The organism is Ochrobactrum sp. Q0168 (assembly GCF_016427605.1).
In the GTDB taxonomy this organism is placed as follows: domain Bacteria; phylum Pseudomonadota; class Alphaproteobacteria; order Rhizobiales; family Rhizobiaceae; genus Brucella.
This window is the reverse complement of record NZ_JAELXQ010000005.1, coordinates 139751-161742: the sequence shown is the minus strand read 5'-3', so window position 1 is coordinate 161742 and position 21992 is coordinate 139751. Positions and strand designations below refer to the sequence as shown.

Here is a 21992-nt window from a genome sequence, read left to right as displayed (position 1 = left end):
GGCTATCTGCGATTGGCCAGCGCCTGATTGGGCTGGCGCAGGCTCGGATCGAACGGACTGATCTTGTGGGAGATGATTGCCGCTTCCCGGCGGAGCAGTTCCACGACGGTTTGCAGCCGCTGTTCGGACAGGCGTGAGGCCAGCGTGCCGACGCTGAAAGCCGCGACCGCTTCGCCGCTATGATCGAGAATGGGCACGCCGACACCGGCCATGCCATCAATCATATTGAAGTTGAAGGTTGCAGCACCTGTCTTGCGCACATCATCGATCAGGATACGCAGATCGACCTCGTCGATGGTGGACTTGTCCAGAATGCGGGGCATATTGAAGCGGATGATCGCCTCGCGCTCTTCTTCCGGCAGGAAGGCGAGAATGGCGAGACTGCCCTGGCCGATGCCCAGCGGAACCTTGCCGCCAATATCGCCGGTATAGGAGCGGATTGGGAACGGTCCCTCGACACGATCAAGGCACACGGCATCGAAATTGCTGCGCACCAGCAGGAAAACCGTATCGTTGAACGTGGTCGACAGCCGTAGAAGCGACGGGCGCGCGATATTGAGTATCCCGTCGCGTTGCCGGGCCTGCGCCGCCATGGCGAAAAACTCGAGTGACAGGCGATAGGCCTTCTTGTCGGCGATCTGTTCGACAAGGTTTTCGGCAATCAATGTCTTCAGCAGACGATGGGTGGATGGCTGGCTCAATTCGAGATCACGGGCCAGATCGATCAGGCGCACACCGTCCTCAGCGCTGGCGGCCAGACCTTTCAAAATATGGATTGCCTTCACCAGACTTGAGTTGAGAGCGGCGCCAGATTTCGAATTCTCTGATATATCATCCATAAAACTGCTTCCAAATTCTGTATTTTGAAAGATGTATATAATTTCTTCCGGATTTGAAAATTATAAATTGTAATCGTGGAACTTTTTCTGCCATCTGAAAGCGTCGCCAATGGGAAGGTCCGGCAAAGGCACCGAAATGGTGTTGCAAACGGATCGGCGGTTTTGCTTCAGGCGTTGTTCAGGGAACGATGCAGCCGCGAAAACGGCTGGCCAATACTATGTTGCTGCGCAACCGAGCATATGACCGCCCCGCCAGCCAGCCCTGCAAAGAGGCGACGTGAGACAACATCACGGCGCTTTCGCTCCCCCGCCCAATTTATGCGGAAGTCACGCCGAGAGGGAGACGCAATGAGCTTTTTGACCCTTTCCGGAATTTCCCGCCATTACGGCAAGTTCGCGGCTGTCGATAAATTCAATCTGACGATTGAAAAGGGCGAGTTCATTTCGCTGCTCGGCCCCTCCGGCTGCGGCAAGACCACGACCTTACAGATGATCGCCGGGCTGGTGCCCCCGACCGCCGGTTCGATCACGCTTGACGGTCGCGATATTACCCGGCTGGCTCCTGCCAAGCGCGAACTTGGTGTCGTCTTCCAGAGCTATGCCCTGTTTCCGCATATGACGGTGGCACAGAATGTCAGCTTCGGTCTTGAAATGCGCAATGTGGCGAAGGCCGAGCGCGAAAAGCGCGTGCGCGATGTGCTGGGACTGGTGCATCTTGGTGCTTTGGCGGATCGCTATCCGCGTGAGATGTCGGGCGGTCAGCGCCAGCGTGTAGCGATTGCCCGCGCGCTGGTCATCAATCCGCCGGTGCTGCTTTTGGACGAGCCGCTCTCGAATCTTGATGCGCAGCTGCGCGAGGAAATGCAGTTCGAGCTGCGCCGCATTCAGCGCACCGTCGGCATCACCACCATCATGGTCACTCACGATCAGGCCGAAGCCCTGTCGATCAGCGATCGCATCGTGGTCATGGAAAAGGGTCTCATCACGCAGGTCGATGCGCCCTACAAGCTCTATGAGCATCCGCACAACCATTTCATTTCCAATTTTGTCGGCAAGTCCAACTTCCTCAAGGCGCGCGCCGAAGGTGAGATGATCGCGCTTGCGGGCACGGCGATCCGCTTCCCGGCAGGCGAAACCAAGCTTTCCGGCGATGTCTCGGTGTTTATCCGCCCCGAAAAAGTGCAGCTTGTGAATGACGGCGAGGGCCATATCGCCGGCGAGGTCGCAACGCGCTATTTCATGGGCAGCCAGTGGTTGCTCGGCATCAACACAGCGGCGGGCCAGCTTTCGGTGTCGTTACCCAATCTCGGCAACCCGCCGCCCGCCGAAGGCACACAGGTCGGCCTCCATTGGAACCATGAAGATTGCCGCGTCCTCACCGCTGGGGTGAACTGAGCATGGCTTCGGTGATCTCAGAGGATACATCCGCAGCTCCGAAGGAAGCGCGCAATCTGATGCCGCTTTTCCTGGCCGGGCCGTCGACGCTGCTTTTCTTCGCCCTGGTGCTTTTGCCGCTGGGGCTGACGATCCTGCTGTCGTTCAACAGTTACAGCTATGATAAGGGCATCGAGAACGTCTACTCGCTTGCCAATTACGCGCAGGTTCTCAAAGACCCTTATTACCTGTCGATCTTCTGGCGGACGCTCAAGCTCGCGCTCATCACGACCGTCATCACGGTGCTGATTGGCGTGCCGGAAGCCTATATTCTCTCCAATATGCGCAAGCCATGGCGCTCCATCTTTCTGCTGGTGATCATCGGGCCGCTTCTGGTTTCGGTTGTGGTGCGCACCTTCGGCTGGAGCATGCTTCTCGGACGCAATGGTCTGGCGAACAGCCTGCTGCAACTGGTCGGCCTGCCGACGACGCAGATCCTCTATAGCGAGACCGCCATTGTGATCGGTCTGGTGCATATCATGCTGCCCTTCATGGTGATCCCGGTCTGGACCGTGCTGCAAAAGCTCGACCCGTCAGTTGAAGCGGCCGCGCTCACGCTTGGCGCATCGCGCCTGACGGCATTGCGCCGCGTGGTGTTTCCGCAGGCGGTGCTCGGCATTCTTTCGGGCAGCCTCATCGTATTCGCTTTGTCGGCAAGCTCGTTTGCCATTCCGGGTCTGCTTGGTGGACGCCGTCTCAAGATGGCGGCAACCGTTGTCTATGACGAATTCCTGATCGAGCTGAACTGGCCGCTGGGTGCAGCCATCGCCATCATCGTTCTTGTGGCCAATCTCATCATCATGATCGCCTATAACCGCCTGCTCGAAGGGCAGGCCAAGAAGAAACTGGGGTAAGCACCATGGTCAAGAACGGTCCTTTCGCCCTTTTCTTCCACACGCTGGTCGTCATTTTTATGCTGGCGCCGATGCTGGTGGTGTGTCTGGTGGCTTTCACCCCGGAAAACACGCTGACCATGCCGTGGAACGGCCTCTCCTTGCGCTGGTTCAAGGCTGTGTTCGAGCATAACGACTTTATGACGTCGTTCTATAACAGCGTGAAGCTCGCCTTCTTCTCGGCCACGATCTCCACATTGCTGGCGGTGCCGTCCGGGCTTGCCATTGCGCAATATAATTTCCGTGGCCGCGATGCGCTCAATGCGCTGTTTCTGTCGCCGCTGATCATTCCGCATCTGGTGCTGGGCGTCGCATTCCTGCGCCTGTTTTCCCTGATGGGCTTCACGGGCTCGTTCATCTGGCTCGTTGCCGCGCACTCCATTGTGATCACGCCTTATGCGCTGCGCCTCATTCTCGCTTCGCTCGGCAGTATGGACCGCAATGCGGAAAATGCCGCGCGCACGCTCGGTGCCGGTGAGTGGACAGTGTTCCGCCGCATCACCTTGCCGCTGTTGCTGCCGGGTCTGTCGGGCGGCTGGTTGCTCGCCTTCATCAATTCCTTTGATGAGCTGACCATGTCGATCTTCGTCACGTCGCCGTCGACGGTCACGCTGCCGGTTCGCATGTATATGTATGCCAGCGAATCCATCGATCCGATGATGGCTGCGGTCTCCGCTTTGATGATCCTTGTCGCCACCGTCACCATGATCATCATTGACCGCATGTTCGGTCTCGACCGTCTTCTGGTAGGCAAGGGCTGATCCGATCATGACGATCCCGGTTTCACCTTCGGCGGCCCAGTTCCGCAGACGGTATCGGCTGGCCGAACAGCCGCTCGGCTTCTCGCTTGACGGCGTGCCTTGCGAGGGACGCCGTGGCGACACCGTGTTGACTGCCATTCTGTCGGTGCAGGGAAAGCTGCGTCATACCGAATTCACCGGCGAACCGCGCGCAGGTTTCTGCCTGATCGGCGCTTGTCAGGACTGCCATGTCATGACGGCGGAAGGGCGCAGGCTACGCGCCTGCACAACATTGCTGGAAGACGGCATGGCATTTGTGACGGAGCCTGCGACATGAGCGCGGTTTCGGCCCCTGTCATTGTCGGCGCTGGGCCTGCGGGCATTCGCGCCGCTGAAATTCTCGTCAAGGCTGGTCTCAGACCCGTCGTGCTGGACGAAGGCGTACGCTCCGGCGGGCAGATTTATCGCCGTCCGCCGATAGATGACGGGCGCAGCTATCGCAGCCGTTATGGTTCCGAGGCCCACAAGGCCGAAGCGCTGCACACGACTTTCGACACGTTGCGCGGCTCCATCGATTATCGCCCGGAAACGCTGGTCTGGAATATTTCGCGGAACGATGGCGATCATCTCGATCTCCTGACCGATGGCGTGCATGATCAGCTGCCCTATAGCCATCTTATTCTTGCAACCGGCGCAACGGATCGTGTGCTTCCCTTCAAGGGCTGGACGAAGCCCGGCGTCTATACGCTCGGGGCATCTCAGACCGCGCTCAAGGCGCAGGGCTGTACCGTTGGCGAACGCGTCGTGTTCATGGGTTCCGGCCCACTGCTTTATCTGGTGGCTTGGCAATATCACCATGCCGGCGCCAAGGTGGCGGCTGTTCTGGATACGGCGCCTTTTACTGCCAAGTTTCACCTCGCGCATCTGGCGCTGCACGCGCCGCGCATTGTGGCGCTTGGGGCCTATTACGGCCTGCGCCTGAAACTGGCGGGCGTTCCGATCCACTATGATGTTCGGCCCGATTGCGTGCTGGGCGACGACCATGTGGAATGTCTGCGTTATCACACGGGCAAGCGCGAGCGTGAAGTTGCCTGCGATGCGCTGGCCTATGGCTTTGCACTCCGTCCGGAAACGCAGCTTGCCGATCTTGCCGGTTGCGATTTCCGCTTCGAGGACCGCGACCGCGCCTGGTTGCCGATGACGGACAAGCTTGGCCGCACCAGCCGCATCGGCGTCTATGTCGCTGGTGATGGTGCTGGTATCGCCGGTGCAGATGCCGCCGAAATTCGTGGTCAGCTGGCCGCTATCGCGCTTCTTCGCGATCTTGGATTGCCATTCGATAACGGAACCGAACAGCGTCTCATACGCAAACTTGATGGTATTTATCGCGAACGCCTGATTGTCGAAAAGGCATTTCCGTTTCCGCTCGACTGGTTCCAGACGGTGGCAGGCGATGTCACGCTTTGCCGTTGCGAAGAGATCAGCCTTGGCGAAGCGCGGGATGTGATCGACGCAGGCGACACGCAGGAAATCAACCGCCTCAAGGCCTTGAGCCGGGTTGGGATGGGGCGCTGTCAGGGCCGTATGTGTTCGGCAGCGGCAGCGGAACTTCTGGCTTCCATGCGCGACAAGTCACCCGCTGATGGCGGACGCATTCGCGCCCAGGCGCCGGTCAAGCCGATTCCGCTGGGTTTTGGCGCTGCGGCCAGAAAGGACGTTTCGTCATGACAAAACGTCTTCAGGCCGATGCGGTCATCATTGGCGGCGGCATTGTCGGCGGTTCGGCAGCGCTTTTCATGCGTCAGGCCGGCCTGTCGGTCATCCTGCTCGATAAGGGCTTTTGCGGTGCGCAGGCAAGCGGCGTCAATTATGGCGGTGTGCGCAGGCAGGGCCGCGCGCCCGAGCAGATCGCCTTGTCCCAGCGTGCGCATGAGATATGGGCGCGGCTGCCGGAGCTGATCGGCATTGACGGTGAATATATCCGCAGCGGCCATTTGAAACTGGCGCGCACCGAGGAACATTTCTCAAGTCTTGAAGCCTATGCGGCGACAGTTCGCCCATTGGGTCTTGAGGTGGAACTGATCGGCGGCAATGCTGTCAAGGACAGGTTTCCGTGGCTTCCCGGAAATGTGGCCGGTGCCTCGCTTTGCGCCGATGATGGCCATGCTAATCCGCGTCTTGTGTCCCCTGCTTTTGCACGCGCCGCCAAGGCCGAGGGCGTGACGGTGCTGGAAAATACAGCGGTGCACGACGTGCAGGCGACCGGCGACGGTTTTGCCATTCTTGCTGGGGCAGACATTGAAATCCGCTCGCGCCTGCTCTTCAACTGCGCCGGTGCGTGGTCTGACCGTTTTGCGGCATCTTTCGGCGAGCCCGTTCCGTTGAAGCGCGTTTCCCCATCCATGGTCGTGACCGAGCCGATGCCGCTTCGCCTGCCCATGAGCCTTGGCGAAGAGGGCGGCGGCTTTTATGGCCGCCAGGTGACGCGTGGAAATTATGTGATGGGTGGCGGGCGCGGCACACCGCTTGAGAACCCGGATTTTTCGCGTCCGTCGGTCAATGCTGCGTCATCGGTGATGTTGCGCGCCATCGAACTTTTTCCGCACCTGAAAAATGCCCAGGTTATCCGCTTCTGGTCTGGCACTGAAGCCGAAATGCCGGATGGAAATCCGGTGATCGGGCCAAGCAGCCGGGTCAACAATCTCTATCACGCCTTCGGTTTCTGCGGCGCCGGTTTTCAGACCGGGCCGGGGGTCGGAGCCGTACTGGCCGATTTCGCCGTGAACGGAGAAACGAAAACGCCGATCAGCGCTTTCGCCATCGGCCGTTTCGCGCGGGAATACAATCCAACCTCAAACCACAAAGGGGAGTAGCATGAATACCAACCGGATTACGAAAACCGTTGCAGCCGCGCTTGGCCTGTCGGTCGCTTTCGCTTCCGCCGCATCGGCAGAAACGAAGACGCTCTATATCGGCATGAATGGCGGCAACATGGAAAAGGCTTATACCGAGCACGTCCTGCCGGAATTCGAAAAAGCCAATGATGTCAAGGTCGTCGTCGTACCGGGCACGTCGGCGGATATTCTCGCCAAGGCCACCGCCCAGAAGGACAAGCCGCAGATGCATGTCATGCTGCTTGACGACGGTGTGATGGTCCGCGCCATCAATGGCGGCCTGTGCCAGAAAATCTCTGACGATCCGGTTCTGGCCGATATCCAGCCGGCCGCCCGCATCAAGGATGATATGGCCATCGGCGTCGATATGGGCATGACCGGCATTGCTTATAACAAGAAGCTCTTCGACGAAAAGGGTTGGGCCGCGCCGACCTCCTGGATGGACTTCGCTGACGAAAAATACGCCAATGCCGTCGTATTCCAGTCGGCTTCCGCTTCGACATTCGGTCTGCACGCATTCCTGATGTTCAACCGCATTCAGGGCGGCGACGACAAGAACCTTGAGCCGGGCTTCGAGAAGTTCCCCGACATGATCGGCAAGAATGTTCTGGAATATATCCCGTCTTCGGCCAAGATTTCGGAAATGGTCCAGACCGGCGAGGCCGCAATCTTCCCGCTGACGCCAACGGGCGTGAACAACCTGAAGGACAAGGGCATTCCGGTTGAATATGCGCAGCCGAAGGAAGGTTCGGTCGTTCTCGCCGTGACCGAATGCGTACTGGCGGGCAATAGCGAGCCGGAACTGAGCCAGAAGCTGGCGCATTATCTGCTGTCCGCCGATGCGCAGAGCAAGGCGCTCGACCATGGCAATGTCATTCCGTCGAACCAGAAGGCCAAGGCCGGTTCGCCGGAAGCACAGGCCAAGCTCGACGCGTTCCGCGGTTATATGCAAACCGCAAACACGCTCGATTGGGACGCTGTCAATGAAGGTCGCCAGCAGCTCAACAGCCGCTGGAACCGCACCATCGAAAAATAAGATCAGGTTGTTGATCATAAGCTCGTCCCGGGAAATCGGGGCGGGCTTTTTTGCGCTTTCTTTTCAGATAAAGGCGATCAGGTCGCGTTTGCTACCAGCGCCCCTCCCGATAACAAAATGTTGCGCAATTGCGCCGGTCGGTGGAAACAGGTCGTGCTTGCCGTTGTGGGATCAAGCCCCTTAAAATTGGGGCTCGAAACTGCTTCGGGAATGATTGAATGACACGACAGTTGCATCTCACCGCCTTTATGCGCCCCGTCAGCCTGCACACCGGCGCGTGGCGATATCCGGGAGCCTATCCCGACGCCAATTTCAATTTCCACCATCTAAAGTCTTTTGCGCTGAAGCTTGAAGCCGCCAAGTTTGACGCTTTCTTCATGGCCGACCATCTGGCCGTGCTCAACATGCCGGAAGAGGCGCTGAAGCGCAGCCACACCGTCACGTCTTTTGAACCGTTCACCTTGCTGTCGGCGCTGGCGGCGGTGACGGACAAGATCGGTCTGGCGGCAACGGCCTCCACAACCTTCGACGAGCCTTATCACATTGCCCGGCGCTTTGCCTCGCTCGATCATATAAGTCAGGGACGCGCGGCGTGGAACATCGTCACAACCGCCAACCCGGATGCGGCGCTTAATTTCGGCCAAGAGGAACACCTCGTTCACGGCGAGCGCTACAAGCGGGCGCGGGAATTTTTCGATGTCGTGACGGGATTGTGGGACAGCTTTGCCGATGACGCATTTTTGCGCGATCAGCAATCCGGCATCTATTTCGACCCGTCACGGATGCATGTCCTTGACCACAAGGGTGACGACTTCCATGTGCGCGGGCCGCTCAACATTGCGCGCCCGGTGCAGGGTTGGCCCGTGATCGTGCAGGCGGGCCAGTCGGAACCGGGACGACAGCTCGCCGCAGAGACAGCCGAAGTTGTCTTCTGTGCGCCGCGCGGCTTGTCCGATGCCAAGAAGCTCTATGCCGACCTCAAAGGCCGCGTTGCAGCCGCTGGGCGAGACCCGGACCATCTCAAAATATTGCCTGCCGCCTTCATCGTGATCGGTGAGACAATTGAAGACGCGAAGGAAAAACGCGCAAAACTCGACAGTCTCGTGCATTACGACAGCGCCATCGCGTCGCTGTCGATTGCCATCGGGCACGATGTATCCGGCCTTGATCCGGATTCCTATCTGCCGGAACTTCCTGACACCAATGCCAGCAAGTCGAGCCAGGAACAGGTGTTGAAGCTGGCACGCGAAGAAAACCTGACGGTGCGCCAGCTTGCCCAACGCTATGGCGGCTATTCGGGTCTCGCTTTCGTGGGAACGCCGGAAAGTGTCGCCGACGAGATGCAACAATGGCTGGATGAGGCCGGTTGCGATGGCTTTACCGTGGTGTTTCCGTTTGTGCCGCAGGGACTGGACGATGTGGTGGAAAAGCTGGTGCCGGAATTGCAGCGACGCAACATCTTCCGCAGCGACTATGAGGGTTCTACCCTGCGCGATCATCTCGGGTTGCCGCGCCCACGCAACCAGTTTTTCGAATAAAAAACTTCAAATGAAAAAACTGCAGCCGATCACCATTGATCGGCTGCAGTTTTTTAACTGCTGGGCAGCTCAGGTCAGTTTGCTGCGCCAAAAATGCTGTAGCAATTGCGTCCTTTGCCTTTGGCTTCATAGAGAGCGATGTCGGCATTGCGCGCCAGATCCTGGGGTGTAAGACCGTCGCGTGGCGCAACGACGGCGCCGATACTGGCAGAAATATCCAGAACGATGCCGCGAATGATGAAGGGTTCGCGGAACGCGTCCACGATCCTTGCGGCAACGGGTTCAATGTCGTCCGGGCTGTCCAATGCGGGCAGGATGACGGCGAATTCGTCGCCGCCGACCCGTACCGGCAGGTCGCCGGCACCAAGGGCAGTGCGCAGACGCCGCGCGGCCTCGATTAGCAGTGCGTCCCCCATAATATGTCCATGCGTATCGTTCACGGCCTTGAAGCGGTCGAGGTCGATCAGCAGAGCGCCGACCGATTTGCCGTTCTTCAGTGCATCCTCAATCATCGGAATGCCAATTTCCTTGAGCGCGCCCCGATTATAGAGTTTTGTCAGACGGTCGGTGAGCGCCAGACGTTTGAGGGCAAGGGAATCGTCGTTGAGAAACTTGTTTGTCTTTTGCAGGCGCAGGAGGCCGCTTGCGATACTGGCAAAATCTTCAAGCTTGGCCAATTCGCTTTCAGAAATCTGCCGGGGCTTGTCGTCGAGAATGCAAAGCGAGCCAACTGTCAGGCCTGCATCGACTGAAACCGGCGCACCGGCATAGAACCGGAAAAGCGGTTCGCCGGTAACATAGGGCATGGTGCAGAAAAAACGGTCTTCAACCATGTCTTCGACCACAAAGCTTTTCCCGCTTTCCACGACAAATGTGCATGCGGTCATCTCGCGCGGACAGCTATCCACCTGCTGTCCGGCGCTGGCAGCGACGCGCTGCCAGTCCTGATCGATGATGTTGAGGGCAGAGGTGCTGGCCCCAAAGGCATCCTTGACGAGACCAACCAGGGTGTCGAGTTCAGGTAAGCCGATGCTCGACAGAGAGACAAGGCTGCGAACGCTTTCAAGCCGTTCGACTTCATTGGCCGGAATGGAAAAGCTTCGTTCCGACTTTGTGAAGCCTTGGGCACCTGTATTCATCATCGTCACCATCATGCATGTCTCAATCGGTCACGCTATAAATAGGGAAGGTGACAGCAACAGCAAGCAAAGCCTGCCCACGGTGAGGAAGTTTGAACAAATTTCGCGCTGTGATTACGCGGCCTCGATATCGCGAACCGGGGGATTGCCATAGAGACGGCTATATTCGCGGCTGAACTGCGAAGGGCTTTGATAACCCACGCGATGACCCGCTGTGCCTGCATCCAGCCTTTCGACCAGCATGAGCCGGCGCGCTTCGCTGAGGCGCAGCTGCTTTTGATACTGGATCGGCGTCATGGCCGTGATCGACTTGAAATGGTGGTGAAACGACGAGGGGCTCATATTCACATATTCAGCCAGTTGCTCGATGCGTAAGGGCAGGGCAAAATGCTGGCGCAGCCACCCGATGGCGCGCGCAATTCGGTTGGCCTGACTATCAACCGTGGCGATATTGATCAGACGGTCGCCGCTTGGGCCCGTCAGCAGGCGATAAAGGATTTCCTGTTCGATCAGCGGCGCCATGACCGGAATATCTTCCGGGCTGTCGAGGAGGCGCAAAAGCCTCATCACTGCGTCCACCAACCCTGCCGGCGCCGTGTTGACGCTGATGCCCCACTGGTTTTCCGATTGGGAAATGCCCCTGCGGATGTCACTGCGGCCAAGCAGATCGACCAGCTTTTCACTGTCGATGGCGAGCGACAGGCAAAGATGCGGCGCTTCCGCGCTGGCTTCGACCACCCGCCAGGTTACCGGCAGGTCGAGCGAGGTGACCAGATATTCTCCCCGTGCATAGTTGATCGTGGCCGACCCCAGGCGAAGCGACTTGGAGCCCTGAAGAACCATGGCGAGACACGGGCGATAGCTGCTGTGGCAAGGAACACTTGGCGTCGAACGTCTGCTCAGGGAAAGGCCATCGATCGCGGTTCTGCATTCGCCATCGGTTTCGATGAAGCGCTTGGCGAGCGACGCGAGCTCCCTATATGCATCGACAGGTAAGTTCATGGGCACCTCGGCTGGTCAACGATCCGGCAGGGCCCTGTTTATCCAGTTCCGAAATCGAAACCAAGAGGCAGGGCAGGTCATGCGGTTCAGATTTGCAGGATTGTGCAAGAAGCTTGCAGGATCGGTCTACCCTCTTTTCTCGGGTTCAAGGCATAGTCAATCATCTCATCCTTCCCCAGTTTTCCCCTGAAAAACGGAGTTTATTATGGCTATTGCAAGAGGTTATGCTGCAACGGACGCGGATCAGCCGCTGGCGCCGTTCACGTTTGAACGCCGTGAACCCAATGCCGACGATGTGGTCATCGCGATCCAGTACTGTGGTGTGTGTCATTCCGACATTCACACGGTTCGCAACGAATGGAAAAACGCCGTTTATCCAATCGTTCCAGGCCATGAAATCGCGGGCATCGTCACTGCTGTCGGCGACAAGGTGACCAAGTTCAAGGTTGGCGACAAGGTTGGCGTCGGCTGCTTCGTGGATTCCTGCGTGGGTTGTGCATCACGCGACGTTGATAACGAACAATATCTGCCGGGCCTGATCCAGACTTATAACTGCGACGACGCAGAAGGAAAGGCACGCACCCAGGGCGGCTATTCCGACCAGATCGTCGTGCGGGAAGGCTATGTGCTTTCCATTCCAGACAATCTTCCGCTCAATGCCTCGGCCCCGCTGCTTTGCGCTGGCATCACGCTTTATTCGCCGCTCCGCCACTGGAATGCCGGTCCCGGAAAGCGCGTTGCCATCGTCGGCATGGGCGGCCTTGGCCATATGGGCGTCAAGCTCGCCAATGCGATGGGCGCGCATGTCACGGTGCTCAGCCAATCGCTGTCGAAAAAGGATGATGGTCTCAAGCTGGGCGCGAAGGAATATTACGCCACCAGCGATGCTTCAACTTTCGAAAAGCTGGCGGGCAGCTTCGATCTGATCATCTGCACGGTTGGCGTCGCCATCGACTGGAATGCCTATCTGAGTCTGCTGAAGGTCAATGGAACCATGGTGAATGTCGGCGCGCCGGAACATATGGTGCCGGTCCATGCCTTCTCGCTCATCCCCGGTCGCAAGAGCCTTGCCGGTTCGATGATCGGTTCGATCAAGGAAACCCAGGAAATGCTGGATTTCTGCGGCGAGCACAACATCGTCTCGGAAATCGAGATGATCAATATTCAGGATATCAACGAGGCTTATGAGCGCGTTCTGAAAAGCGACGTGCGCTATCGCTTCGTGATCGATATGGCTTCGCTGGCAGCCTGATAAAATAAGAGGCGGGATCTATCGGTCCCGCCTTTTCCATAAAGTGGCAGGTTCTAAGGGTTCTCTCAGAACTGGAGTACCTGACTCAAAACAAGCACCGTGCCGACAGCGCATGAGCAAGCGAAGAGCGTCAACTCCGAAGCGGTCAGCCGGTCGATCCAGATCGGTCGCTTCGTTGATCCATTGTTTCGCGCAGATATGCGGACGCGCGATTCCGCTTTTGCCTCTTTAGGCTTTTTCATCGAGCTGCGTTGCATTTTTCATTTTCTCCCCCATCCAACGCCAACTGCGTTGGGTCGCCGCAAGATCGGCGCAATTTACCGGACATTAACCAATTTTTCCGCGTCGGGAAACAGTGAAAATGGATGAACCGATACGCCTGTTTGGGGAATGACGGTGCAGTCCTTCTACGCCCCCGGCGTAATAGGTTTGTCTGCATGGTTGCAATCAGCCCCGGCTTCTGGTCAAAGCCTCCAACGGTTTGCAGAAATGTCAGAACAAGACGCGAAGCAGGATTTGTTGAACCATGCCGGATAATGGCGCATCTGCACCATTCATTGCTGTCGACGGCGTCGGTTATGCGGTAGCCGGGCGGCCAATCCTGCACGGTGTTTCGCTTCACTCCAATGCGCGCAGAATGGGTATTGTCGGCAGAAACGGTTCCGGCAAGAGCACGCTGGCGCGACTTCTGGCGGGGCTGCTGAAGCCCACGGACGGTGCGATCCGTATTGCGGGCAACGATATTTACGAAGACCGTAAGGCCGCGCTTTCTACCGTCGGCATCCTGTTTCAAAACCCCGAACACCAGATCATCTTTCCAACTGTCATCGAGGAAATTGCTTTCGGTCTGCGCCAGCAGGGCGCGAACAAGGCCGATGCAAGGGCGATGGCGACAAAAGTGCTGGGCGATTTCGGCAAGGACCATTGGGCGGATGCTGCCATCCAGTCGCTGTCGCAAGGGCAAAAACATCTCGTCTGCATGATGGCGGTGGTCGCCATGCGCCCCGCGCTGATTGTTCTGGATGAACCCTTTGCCGGTCTCGATATCCCGACACGGCATCAGCTGTCGCGTTATCTGAATGGCGGCGAGGCGCGCCTTCTGCACATTTCCCATCACCCGGAAGATTTGCACGGTTATGATGAAGTGTTCTGGATCGATCAGGGCCAGATCCGGGAAGCCGGGGATGCGCAAACCGTGCTGACCCGCTATGTTGAAGAAATGATCCTTCAGGGCAAGAGCGATGATCTCTCTCACCTCTCCCGTTAAAACGCGCGCGCATCAATGGCCGGTGGCGGCCAAGGTGGCAGCGCTTTGCATCGCCACCACGACGCTTTTCATGGTCAAGCCGGTCTGGTTCCAGCTTGGCGCATTGGTGATCTGCCTAGTGCTTTATGCCCTTCCGGGGCGCGTATTCTTTCGCGCGGGCTTGCAGGCCATGCGGCCGGTGCTGCCCTTTGTTGCGGTGATTTTTCTCTGGCATCTGGCTTTCTATACCGCGCTCGAAGGGGTGGAGATCACGGTGCGGGTGGTCACGATGATTGCGCTCGCCAATCTGGTGACGATGACGACGCCGCTTGAAGATTTCGTGCATTTGCTGCGGTTTCTGAACGCGCCTTTGCGTCGCCTCGGCCTACCGACACAAATTCTCGAAACGGCCATCCCGCTGGTGATACGCTTTACGCCGGTGTTGATTGTCAGGGCTGGGCAGCTCGTTGAAGCATGGCGCGCCCGCTCGCGCAGGCGTCCGGGCTGGCAACTGGTGCTGCCGCTGTCGCTGGCGGCGCTCGACGATGCCGATCATGTTGCCGAAGCATTGCGTGCTCGCGGCGGAACTCTCAAATAAAGGCTCCCCCTATGGAAAGAAATGTCGCCCATGTGGCCCTGTTTGCAGCGCTGATCTGCGCATTGGGATTTTTGCCGGCTGTCACGCTTGGCTTCGGCGTGCCGATTACCGCGCAAAATCTGGGCGTCATGCTTGCCGGGGCCGTGCTGGGGCCAAAACGCGGCGTTGCCGCTGTGGCGCTGGTCATCTTGCTTGTCGCAATCGGCTTGCCGGTTCTGGCGGTCGGTCGCGGCGGTCTTGGCGTTTTCTCCGGCCCGACGGTGGGCTTTTTGCTCGGCTGGATACCGGCGGTTTATGTCACGGGCCTTTTCATCGAGCGTGCACCCATCGCCAATCTCGGCGTGTCGACCTTTCTCGGCGCGGTGCTGGGCTGCATCCTGGTGCTCTATCTGTTCGGCGCCATCGGCATGTCGCTGATCCTCGCAAAGCCTTTCCTTGAAGCGGTCAAGCTTTTGGCGATCTTCGTTCCGGGCGATGTTATCAAGGCTGTCATCACCGGCGTTCTGGTGTCGGCGCTTGCAAAAATCCGGCCGCAGGATATTCATCGTAGCCAGACCGCACGCTGAAAAGCTGTGCGTTCACGGTAACTTGTATCGCGCTGCGCAGCAGATCGGTATTGCTGATGCTTTCTCCAATCGGAGAGATTACGGTAATTTTTTATAGCGAATCGATGTCCAGATTGGGAGACATTGCATGGCAGCAGAGACCGGTGCGGCGCGTACCATTCGGACCATCGTTGAAACCATTCGACCACAGCTGAATGTCAGACTGTGGGACGGCACCCAGATCGGCGCTTTCGAGGGGCCGACGATCGCGATCAAGGACCCGTCGGTCGTGCGTCAGGTGGTACTGAAGCCGAATTACGACACGCTCATCAGCCTCTGGACCTCCGGCGCGGTCGATATCGAAAACGGAACTATCTTCGATGTCGCCGAAACAAAGCTCGACGGCCATCTCAAGGAGCGCATCAAGGCGCTGCCGAAATGGCAATTGCTGAAAGGCATTCCGTCGCTGCTCTTTGCCGGAAAGGCCAAGGATCAGGCGAATATCGACGGCAAGTCTCCTTTCGTCAGCGGCTCGAACAAGGAAGCGATCACCCATCATTACGATGTGTCGAACGAGTTCTACCAGCTGTTTCTCGATGAACGCATGGTCTATACCTGCGCCTATTTCACCGACTGGCAGAACAGTCTGGATCAGGCGCAGCACGACAAGCTGGATCTGATCTGCCGCAAGCTGCGCCTGAAACCGGGCGACCGTTTTCTGGATATTGGCTGCGGTTGGGGCGCGCTTTTGATCCATGCCGTTCAGAATTACGGCGTGATCGGAACCGGCGTTTCTCTGTCGGAAGCGCAGACGGCGCTCGCCCGACAAAGGATCAAGGCCGCCGGGCTGGAAGACAAGATCACCATTCACATCAAGTCCTATACCGAGCTTGATCAGGAGTTCGACAAGATCGCCTCCATCGGCATGTTCGAACATGTCGGTATTGCCAATTACGACACCTATTTCAACGCGGTGCGGCGTCTGCTGCGGCCCGGCGGGCTCTATATGCATCACGCCATTACCCGCCGGATGAAGAAGAACAAGAAGAGCTTCAACCGCAAAAGTGCGGAACATCTGGCGCTGGTGAAATATATCTTTCCCGGCGGCGAGCTGGATCATCTGGGCATGACGGTCGAGAATCTCGAAGGCCATGGCTTCGAGGTGCATGACGTGGAAAATCTCCGCGAGCACTATGGGCGCACCTGCCGCCTGTGGGCGGAACGGCTTCATGCCAATTTCGACAAGGCTGTTGCCGAGGTCGGTTATCCGCGGGCGCGGCTCTGGATACTCTATCTCGCAGGATGCGCCTTGGCGTTTGAGCGCGGCACGGTGCAGATCAACCAGACGCTTGCCTCGAAGCGCAAACGCGGCATTTCGGCTGTGCCGCAAACCCGCGCGGATATTTATCAGCGCTAAACAGGAGCGGAAGGTCTCGCCGGCTATCTGAGGATGCTATCGGACTTCGCGGTCGATATCGCGCCGCAGCACGAAGGCGGTGGTGATGTCGTCCACGATATCATGAGCGGCAACGAGGTCGCGCACGCGGTTAAGGTCGTCGATTGTTGCCGCTTCCAGCTCGACAACCAGATCGAGCTGCCCGCTTACCGACGAGACGCGGCGGACTTCCGCATGTTGCGCCAATATGTCGAGAAGCGCCAGGGCGGGCGTGCGTTTCAGGCTCACCAGCAAAATGGCGCGGATGAAATTGGTATCGATTTCGCCAATATCTGCGCGATAACCGCGAATAACGCCGCTGCGCTCGAGATTTGTGACGCGTTCGCTGGTCGCACTGCGGGACAGGCCGATACGACCGGCCAGCGTCTTCAGCGCGATGCGCGCTTCCTTGGACAGAATTGCCAGTATTTCGCGATCTTTCGCATCAAGTTCCCGCATCGTTACCCTATACGCATGACCGGACATATGCCGGTCCATTCCGACAAAGTGCCGGTTCTTCCGACAGGATACTTGATGCCCCAAAACCTATTGCATGCCAAGCTTCCGATAAGAAATGTAAACTGGAAACGCACCGTCTATGACCGATCTCTCCCATCCGAACCCGCAGTTTTCCGCAACCGATGCCGAGAAACTGGCCATTGAAGTCTTTGGCGTCACCGCGACGGCATCGCCGCTCGACAGCGAACGCGATCGCAATTTTCGTCTGGAGACCGGAACGGACGCCGACTGGATCTTGAAGATTGTCAATGCCAGCGAGCCGCAGGTCGAAAGCGAGTTCCAGACAGCACTTCTGCACCATCTGGCCAGCGCCGATGCGAAGCTTGCCGTGCCAGAATTGAAAGCCAGCCTTGCGGGTGATTTGCTTGCATCGGCTGTGGCCACCGGCGGCGAGCGCCATGCCATGCGGCTGGTGGGCTGGCTTCCGGGTATTCCACTCGCGGAAGTTAAACGCACCTTCGAACTGATGCGTAATCTCGGTCGTTCGCTGGGTGAATTGGACCATGCCTTGCAGGGCTTCATTCATCCGGGCGCCGTGCGCGATCTCGATTGGGATCTGCGCCATGCGGCCCGAGCGCGGACGCGCCTGCATTTCGTTGGCGATGCCGACAGGCGTGCGCTGCTCGAGCGCTTCATTGTGCGTTTTGAGAACCATGTCGCGCCGAAACTGTCGCGTCTGCGCGGGCAGGTCATCCACAATGATGCGAATGACTGGAATGTGCTGGTCAGCAAGAGCGACCATGAACAGATTGCCGGACTGATCGATTTCGGCGATGCGGCTCACACCGTTCTGATTGCCGAAGTCGCCATTGCCTGCGCCTATTCCATCCTCGACATGGAAGATCCCATCGGTGCGGCGGCAGCGCTGGCAGCCGGTTTCCACGAAAAATACCCGCTCAAGGCGGAAGAACTCGACGTTCTGTTCGATCTCATCGCTATGCGTCTCGTCACCAGCGTCACCTTCTCGGCTTCGCGCCACGACAAGACGGATGACAATCCATATCTGGCGATCAGCGAGGCACCGGCCTGGCGTCTTCTGGAAAAGATGGACGCCATGAACCCGCGTTTTGCCACCGCTATTTTGCGTAAGGCCTGCGGTTTCGACGCCATTGAGGGCGCGGGCGCGGTCCGCAAATGGATTGCCGATAACAGCAAGACCTTTGCGCCGATCGTGCATCCGGCACCGGCAACCATGACCAAGGCGCTGGTGCCTTATGGCGATGCCACCCATTTCATGACAATTGCTTCCGCTGAACAGCGCGCCGGGCAAGCGACGGAATGGTGGGATAATTTCTGCGCGGAAAACAACGTTCAGCTTGGTATCGGCCCTTGGGGCGAAAAGCGGACGGTCTATACCGACACGGCGTTTGAGTCGCGTTTCATCGAGGGGCAGCGCCGCATCCATCATCTGGGCGTTGATCTGTTCATGCCTGCCGGGACGCCGCTTTACACGCCGCTGGCCGCAACCGTCGTCAGCGTTGAAATCGAACGCGAACCGCTCGGCTATGGCGGGCTGGTCAAGCTTGAGCATCGCCCGGAAGGCTGTCCGCCTTTCGTGACCCTGTGGGGGCATATGGCGCATGAGGCGCTTGGTCGTCTCAAGCCGGGTCAGAGGCTGCAGGCTGGTGATCTCGTCGGCCATATGGGCGATATTCACGAGAATGGCGGATGGACTCCGCATCTGCATTTCGAAATGACGACGGATATCAATCTGACGGCGACCGAAATTCTGGGCGTCGGCGAAGCTGCCTATCTCGACGTGTGGGCCGATGTCTTCCCGGATGTGGCGGCGCTGGCCGGCATTCCGCCGGAGACCTTTCATCAGGACGGGCGCAGCCGGGCCGAAATCATCGCCAAGCGCAAGGAAATCCTGCTGCCGAACCTGTCGATTTCCTATTCGGAGCCGATCAAGTTCGTGCGCGGCGACGGTGTGTGGCTGATCGACAATTACGGTCGCGCCTATCTCGATTGCTTCAACAATGTCTGCCATCTGGGCCATGCTCATCCGGAAGTCGTGGAAGCCATCGCCCGTCAGGCGGCGCTGCTCAATACCAATACGCGCTATCTGCATGACAATATCGTCGCTTATGCCGAACGGCTGACGGCGACCTTGCCGGAAGGGCTGACGGTCGCGTCCTTTGCCTGCTCGGGCAGCGAAGCAAACAGCCTGATGCTGCGCATGGCGCGCAATCATACGGGGCGCAAGGAAGCCATCGTTCTCGACTGGGCCTATCACGGCACCACGCAGGAACTGATTGATCTCAGCCCCTACAAGTACAAGCGGAAAGGCGGCAAGGGACGACCGGATCACGTCTATGAGGCGGTCATTCCCGACAGCTATCACGCGCCGGAAGACTGGCCGCTGGAGGAACATGGCAAGCGCTTTGCCGAAAGCGTCGCCGAACAAATCGACACTATGCGCAAGCAGGGTCGTGCGCCGGCTTTCTTCTTTGCGGAATCCATTCCGAGCGTCGCCGGTCAGGTGTTCCTGCCGGAAGGCTATCTCAGAGAAGTCTATGCCATGGTTCGGGCGGAAGGCGGACTTTGCGTTGCCGACGAAGTGCAGGTCGGTTTCGGTCGCGTCGGCAGCCATTGGTGGGCGTTTGAAATGCAGGATGTGGTGCCGGATATCGTCACCATGGGCAAGCCGATTGGCAATGGCCATCCGATGTCGGCTGTGGTGACCACGCGCGAAGTTGCAGACAGCTTCAATAACGGCATGGAATATTTCAACACCTTCGGCGGCAATCCGGTGTCTTGTGCCGCTGGTCTTGCAGTCATCGACGTGATTGAGCGTGACAGGCTGCGCGAGAATGCGCTGAATGTCGGCAATTATCTCATCGAGGGTTTCCGCAAGATGCAAGAGCGCTTCGATATCATCGGCGATGTTCGCGGTCAGGGACTGTTCCTCGGTATCGAGCTTGTGACGGATCGCAAGACCAAGGCTCCGGCCACGGCGCTGGCCCGCAAGATCAATGACGGCGCCCGCGAACGGGGCATCCTGATGGGGACAGAAGGCCCGCATGACAACGTGTTGAAGATGCGCCCGTCCATGGTGTTCAGCCGCGCCAATGCCGATCATCTGCTCAGCATTCTGGCCGACAGTTTCGAGGCTGCGTTGAAGTAAAGCCCCAACATCAGGGCCGACTTTCATGGCCGCATTCCGATCCGGTTCGCCGGGTGGGAGTGCGGCCTTTTCTTTTAAATTCGCACTTTGACCGCCGACAATATGCCGGTCAATTCCGGCAATGTGGCGGGCTGGCAGTCATATTGCAGGATGCTTGAAAACAAGGCCTGTGCGAAGCTCTGTCGATGAGGGTTGATGGCAAACCATAAGCCTAACAATAAGACCAATCCAGAGGAAACCAGAAGGCCATGAATAGCAAGTTCAAGACCATGTTTGCGGCTGCGGCCGTAGCACTCGCCGCCACATTTTCAGCAATGCCAGCCCAGGCTGATGAGCTGGAAAAGCTGAAGGAAAGCGGTGAGTTACGCGTCGCGATGAGCGGTGCCTATCCGCCCTTCAGCTTCACCAATGCCGATAACCAGGTGGTTGGCTTCGATGCTTCGATTGGAACGGAAATCGCCAATCGTCTGGGCGTGAAGGTCAAGCTCGTGACCACGCCGTTTGACGGTATCATCGCCGGTCTTCTGGCGAAGAAATATGACGCTGTTGTTGCCTCCATGACCATCACTCCGGAGCGTGAAAAAGCTGTCGACTTTGTGGGACCCTATTACCATGCGGGCCGCACCGTTGTGGTCAAGGAAGACGCCCCCATCCAGAAGCTTGAAGACCTCAATGGCAAGACCGTTGGCGTGACCATGGGTGACGCCCATGAGAAATGGGCCAAGGCGCAAGGCGACCTCAATGTGCGCACCTATAAAGGCTTGCCCGAAATGCTGATCGATCTCGATGCAGGCCGCATCGATGCGCTTGTCATGGACAGCATTCCGGTGAAGATCGCCGTCAAGGAAACCGGCCAGAAGGTTCGCATCCTCGACACGCCGGATATTGAAGGCGGTCGCGAGGCGCTCGGCATTGCCATTCGCAAGAACAATCCGGAACTCAAGGCAGCCATGCAGAAGGCGCTCGACGACATGCTCGCCGATGGCGGCTACGAGAAGATCTCGATGCAGTGGATCGGCAGCGACATTCGCTAAGCTGGCTTTTAATCCGGCCCGGTTTGTCCGGGCCGGTATATTGCGATCTTCCGGAGTATTTCTATGGATCTTGCGTTAATGCGGCACGTCCTCCCGTTTTTTCTGGAGGCGGCATGGGTAACTGTGCAGATTTCCGTGCTCGCGCTTGTGTTGGGATTCGTCATTGCGGGCATTCTGGTTGTCGGGCGTCTTTCAAACAGCTTTGTTCTGCGTTTTCTGTCTGGCGCCTATGTCAGTATCTTCCGTGGAACGCCCTGTCTCGTGCAGCTGTTCGTGCTTTATTTCGGCGGCCCGCAGATCGGTCTGGAACTGGAGCCTTATGCGGCGGGCGTCATTGGTCTGGGGCTCAATATTGGTGCTTACATGGCCGAGTCCATTCGCGGCGCGATTGCAAGCGTTGACCGGGGACAGGACGAAGCCGCCCGCTCAATCGGCTTTGGCCGCGGCCAGACGCTGCGCCTCATCATTCTGCCGCAGGCCGCGCGCCTGATGATCCGCCCGCTCGGCGTGAATGCCGTTGCTCTGGTCAAGGGGTCGGCGCTGGTGTCGACGATTTCGGTGGTTGAACTCACCTATACGGCGCAACGTTTCATCAGCTCAACCTACAAACCGTTCGAGATTTTCGCGGTTGCTGCGGTCATCTACATGATCATTGTCTATGTAGTGGCGTCCATTGTCGATCTGCTCGACAAGCGCTTCGCTGCACGCTGAGGGAGGACGC

21 protein-coding genes are annotated in these 21992 nt (G+C 58.2%); 17 read left to right on the top strand and 4 right to left on the bottom strand.

Annotation, left to right across the window (positions count from 1 at the left end):
- Positions 1-2: 2 nt before the first annotated feature.
- On the bottom strand, positions 3-839 hold the full coding sequence (locus JAU75_RS11790) for an IclR family transcriptional regulator (RefSeq protein ID WP_199056706.1): 837 nt from the start codon (positions 837-839) through the stop codon (positions 3-5).
- 348 nt (positions 840-1187) lie between these two features.
- On the opposite strand from JAU75_RS11790, the gene JAU75_RS11785 reads away from it, so the two are divergent.
- The 8 genes from JAU75_RS11785 to JAU75_RS11750 all read left to right on the top strand — a co-directional run bounded on the left by JAU75_RS11785 (position 1188) and on the right by JAU75_RS11750 (position 9374).
- Positions 1188-2234 carry an ABC transporter ATP-binding protein gene (locus tag JAU75_RS11785; RefSeq protein WP_199056705.1) on the top strand — a complete coding sequence of 349 codons (1047 nt, stop codon included), beginning with the start codon at positions 1188-1190 and terminating at the stop codon, positions 2232-2234.
- Between the two features lie 2 nt (positions 2235-2236).
- Positions 2237-3127 carry an ABC transporter permease gene (locus JAU75_RS11780; RefSeq protein WP_199056704.1) on the top strand — a complete coding sequence of 297 codons (891 nt, stop codon included), beginning with the start codon at positions 2237-2239 and terminating at the stop codon, positions 3125-3127.
- 5 nt (positions 3128-3132) lie between these two features.
- The gene (locus tag JAU75_RS11775; RefSeq protein WP_199056703.1) at positions 3133-3927 is read left to right on the top strand and encodes an ABC transporter permease; all 795 of its coding nucleotides are present in this window, start codon (positions 3133-3135) and stop codon (positions 3925-3927) included.
- A gap of 7 nt (positions 3928-3934) precedes the next feature.
- Complete coding sequence (locus JAU75_RS11770; protein WP_199056702.1) at positions 3935-4243, top strand: (2Fe-2S)-binding protein; 309 nt, start codon at positions 3935-3937, stop codon at positions 4241-4243.
- Positions 4240-5634, top strand: coding sequence for an NAD(P)/FAD-dependent oxidoreductase (locus tag JAU75_RS11765; RefSeq protein WP_199056701.1), 1395 nt, complete (start codon positions 4240-4242; stop codon positions 5632-5634). Before JAU75_RS11770 ends, JAU75_RS11765 begins: the two co-directional genes overlap by 4 nt.
- Positions 5631-6779: an FAD-dependent oxidoreductase gene (locus tag JAU75_RS11760; RefSeq protein ID WP_199056700.1), complete on the top strand. Its 1149-nt coding sequence runs from the start codon at positions 5631-5633 to the stop codon at positions 6777-6779. Before JAU75_RS11765 ends, JAU75_RS11760 begins: the two co-directional genes overlap by 4 nt.
- A gap of 1 nt (position 6780) precedes the next feature.
- Positions 6781-7836: an ABC transporter substrate-binding protein gene (locus JAU75_RS11755; RefSeq protein ID WP_199056699.1), complete on the top strand. Its 1056-nt coding sequence runs from the start codon at positions 6781-6783 to the stop codon at positions 7834-7836.
- A gap of 218 nt (positions 7837-8054) precedes the next feature.
- Positions 8055-9374 (top strand): LLM class flavin-dependent oxidoreductase, encoded by a 1320-nt coding sequence (locus JAU75_RS11750; RefSeq protein WP_199056698.1) that lies wholly within the window; start codon positions 8055-8057, stop codon positions 9372-9374.
- A gap of 74 nt (positions 9375-9448) precedes the next feature.
- Here the strand turns inward: JAU75_RS11750 and JAU75_RS11745 are convergent, their stop codons facing one another.
- Complete coding sequence (locus JAU75_RS11745; RefSeq protein ID WP_247880458.1) at positions 9449-10516, bottom strand: sensor domain-containing diguanylate cyclase; 1068 nt, start codon at positions 10514-10516, stop codon at positions 9449-9451.
- A gap of 111 nt (positions 10517-10627) precedes the next feature.
- Positions 10628-11515: an AraC family transcriptional regulator gene (locus JAU75_RS11740; RefSeq protein ID WP_199056696.1), complete on the bottom strand. Its 888-nt coding sequence runs from the start codon at positions 11513-11515 to the stop codon at positions 10628-10630.
- Between the two features lie 205 nt (positions 11516-11720).
- Here JAU75_RS11740 and JAU75_RS11735 point away from each other — a divergent pair, with 205 nt between their 5' ends.
- The 6 genes from JAU75_RS11735 to JAU75_RS11710 all read left to right on the top strand — a co-directional run bounded on the left by JAU75_RS11735 (position 11721) and on the right by JAU75_RS11710 (position 16573).
- Positions 11721-12767, top strand: coding sequence for an NAD(P)-dependent alcohol dehydrogenase (locus JAU75_RS11735; RefSeq protein WP_199056695.1), 1047 nt, complete (start codon positions 11721-11723; stop codon positions 12765-12767).
- 99 nt (positions 12768-12866) lie between these two features.
- The gene (locus JAU75_RS11730; protein WP_199056694.1) at positions 12867-13136 is read left to right on the top strand and encodes a hypothetical protein; all 270 of its coding nucleotides are present in this window, start codon (positions 12867-12869) and stop codon (positions 13134-13136) included.
- Positions 13137-13293: 157 nt separating this feature from the next.
- Positions 13294-14034: an ABC transporter ATP-binding protein gene (locus tag JAU75_RS11725; RefSeq protein ID WP_199056693.1), complete on the top strand. Its 741-nt coding sequence runs from the start codon at positions 13294-13296 to the stop codon at positions 14032-14034.
- A complete protein-coding gene (locus tag JAU75_RS11720) occupies positions 14009-14611 on the top strand; it encodes an energy-coupling factor transporter transmembrane component T (RefSeq protein WP_199056692.1) in 603 nt (200 codons plus the stop codon). The genes JAU75_RS11725 and JAU75_RS11720 overlap by 26 nt, the downstream gene beginning before the upstream one ends.
- Positions 14612-14622: 11 nt before the next feature.
- Positions 14623-15177: a biotin transporter BioY gene (locus JAU75_RS11715; protein WP_199056691.1), complete on the top strand. Its 555-nt coding sequence runs from the start codon at positions 14623-14625 to the stop codon at positions 15175-15177.
- A 127-nt stretch (positions 15178-15304) separates the two neighbouring features.
- On the top strand, positions 15305-16573 hold the full coding sequence (locus tag JAU75_RS11710; RefSeq protein ID WP_199056690.1) for a cyclopropane-fatty-acyl-phospholipid synthase family protein: 1269 nt from the start codon (positions 15305-15307) through the stop codon (positions 16571-16573).
- A gap of 36 nt (positions 16574-16609) precedes the next feature.
- Here JAU75_RS11710 and JAU75_RS11705 read toward each other — a convergent pair whose 3' ends face one another.
- Complete coding sequence (locus JAU75_RS11705) at positions 16610-17050, bottom strand: Lrp/AsnC family transcriptional regulator (protein ID WP_078338226.1); 441 nt, start codon at positions 17048-17050, stop codon at positions 16610-16612.
- Positions 17051-17189: 139 nt separating this feature from the next.
- Between JAU75_RS11705 and JAU75_RS11700 the strand changes: the two genes are divergently transcribed.
- The 3 genes from JAU75_RS11700 (at position 17190) to JAU75_RS11690 (ending at position 21982) form a co-directional block, all read left to right on the top strand.
- Positions 17190-20237: an aminotransferase class III-fold pyridoxal phosphate-dependent enzyme gene (locus JAU75_RS11700; protein WP_199056689.1), complete on the top strand. Its 3048-nt coding sequence runs from the start codon at positions 17190-17192 to the stop codon at positions 20235-20237.
- Positions 20238-20485: 248 nt separating this feature from the next.
- A complete protein-coding gene (locus tag JAU75_RS11695) occupies positions 20486-21271 on the top strand; it encodes an ABC transporter substrate-binding protein (protein WP_199056688.1) in 786 nt (261 codons plus the stop codon).
- A 63-nt stretch (positions 21272-21334) separates the two neighbouring features.
- Positions 21335-21982 (top strand): amino acid ABC transporter permease, encoded by a 648-nt coding sequence (locus tag JAU75_RS11690; RefSeq protein WP_199056687.1) that lies wholly within the window; start codon positions 21335-21337, stop codon positions 21980-21982.
- Positions 21983-21992: the final 10 nt, after the last annotated feature.

What these genes read in the sequence shown, in the direction of transcription:
- JAU75_RS11790 (WP_199056706.1), bottom strand. Translation starts at nt 839, where the DNA reads ATGGATGATATATCAGAGAATTCGAAATCTGGCGCCGCTCTCAACTCA.
- JAU75_RS11785 (WP_199056705.1), top strand. Translation starts at nt 1,188, where the DNA reads ATGAGCTTTTTGACCCTTTCCGGAATTTCCCGCCATTACGGCAAGTTC.
- JAU75_RS11780 (WP_199056704.1), top strand. Translation starts at nt 2,237, where the DNA reads ATGGCTTCGGTGATCTCAGAGGATACATCCGCAGCTCCGAAGGAAGCG.
- JAU75_RS11775 (WP_199056703.1), top strand. Translation starts at nt 3,133, where the DNA reads ATGGTCAAGAACGGTCCTTTCGCCCTTTTCTTCCACACGCTGGTCGTC.
- JAU75_RS11770 (WP_199056702.1), top strand. Translation starts at nt 3,935, where the DNA reads ATGACGATCCCGGTTTCACCTTCGGCGGCCCAGTTCCGCAGACGGTAT.
- JAU75_RS11765 (WP_199056701.1), top strand. Translation starts at nt 4,240, where the DNA reads ATGAGCGCGGTTTCGGCCCCTGTCATTGTCGGCGCTGGGCCTGCGGGC.
- JAU75_RS11760 (WP_199056700.1), top strand. Translation starts at nt 5,631, where the DNA reads ATGACAAAACGTCTTCAGGCCGATGCGGTCATCATTGGCGGCGGCATT.
- JAU75_RS11755 (WP_199056699.1), top strand. Translation starts at nt 6,781, where the DNA reads ATGAATACCAACCGGATTACGAAAACCGTTGCAGCCGCGCTTGGCCTG.
- JAU75_RS11750 (WP_199056698.1), top strand. Translation starts at nt 8,055, where the DNA reads ATGACACGACAGTTGCATCTCACCGCCTTTATGCGCCCCGTCAGCCTG.
- JAU75_RS11745 (WP_247880458.1), bottom strand. Translation starts at nt 10,516, where the DNA reads ATGATGAATACAGGTGCCCAAGGCTTCACAAAGTCGGAACGAAGCTTT.
- JAU75_RS11740 (WP_199056696.1), bottom strand. Translation starts at nt 11,515, where the DNA reads ATGAACTTACCTGTCGATGCATATAGGGAGCTCGCGTCGCTCGCCAAG.
- JAU75_RS11735 (WP_199056695.1), top strand. Translation starts at nt 11,721, where the DNA reads ATGGCTATTGCAAGAGGTTATGCTGCAACGGACGCGGATCAGCCGCTG.
- JAU75_RS11725 (WP_199056693.1), top strand. Translation starts at nt 13,294, where the DNA reads ATGCCGGATAATGGCGCATCTGCACCATTCATTGCTGTCGACGGCGTC.
- JAU75_RS11720 (WP_199056692.1), top strand. Translation starts at nt 14,009, where the DNA reads ATGATCTCTCTCACCTCTCCCGTTAAAACGCGCGCGCATCAATGGCCG.
- JAU75_RS11715 (WP_199056691.1), top strand. Translation starts at nt 14,623, where the DNA reads ATGGAAAGAAATGTCGCCCATGTGGCCCTGTTTGCAGCGCTGATCTGC.
- JAU75_RS11710 (WP_199056690.1), top strand. Translation starts at nt 15,305, where the DNA reads ATGGCAGCAGAGACCGGTGCGGCGCGTACCATTCGGACCATCGTTGAA.
- JAU75_RS11705 (WP_078338226.1), bottom strand. Translation starts at nt 17,050, where the DNA reads ATGCGGGAACTTGATGCGAAAGATCGCGAAATACTGGCAATTCTGTCC.
- JAU75_RS11700 (WP_199056689.1), top strand. Translation starts at nt 17,190, where the DNA reads ATGACCGATCTCTCCCATCCGAACCCGCAGTTTTCCGCAACCGATGCC.
- JAU75_RS11695 (WP_199056688.1), top strand. Translation starts at nt 20,486, where the DNA reads ATGAATAGCAAGTTCAAGACCATGTTTGCGGCTGCGGCCGTAGCACTC.
- JAU75_RS11690 (WP_199056687.1), top strand. Translation starts at nt 21,335, where the DNA reads ATGGATCTTGCGTTAATGCGGCACGTCCTCCCGTTTTTTCTGGAGGCG.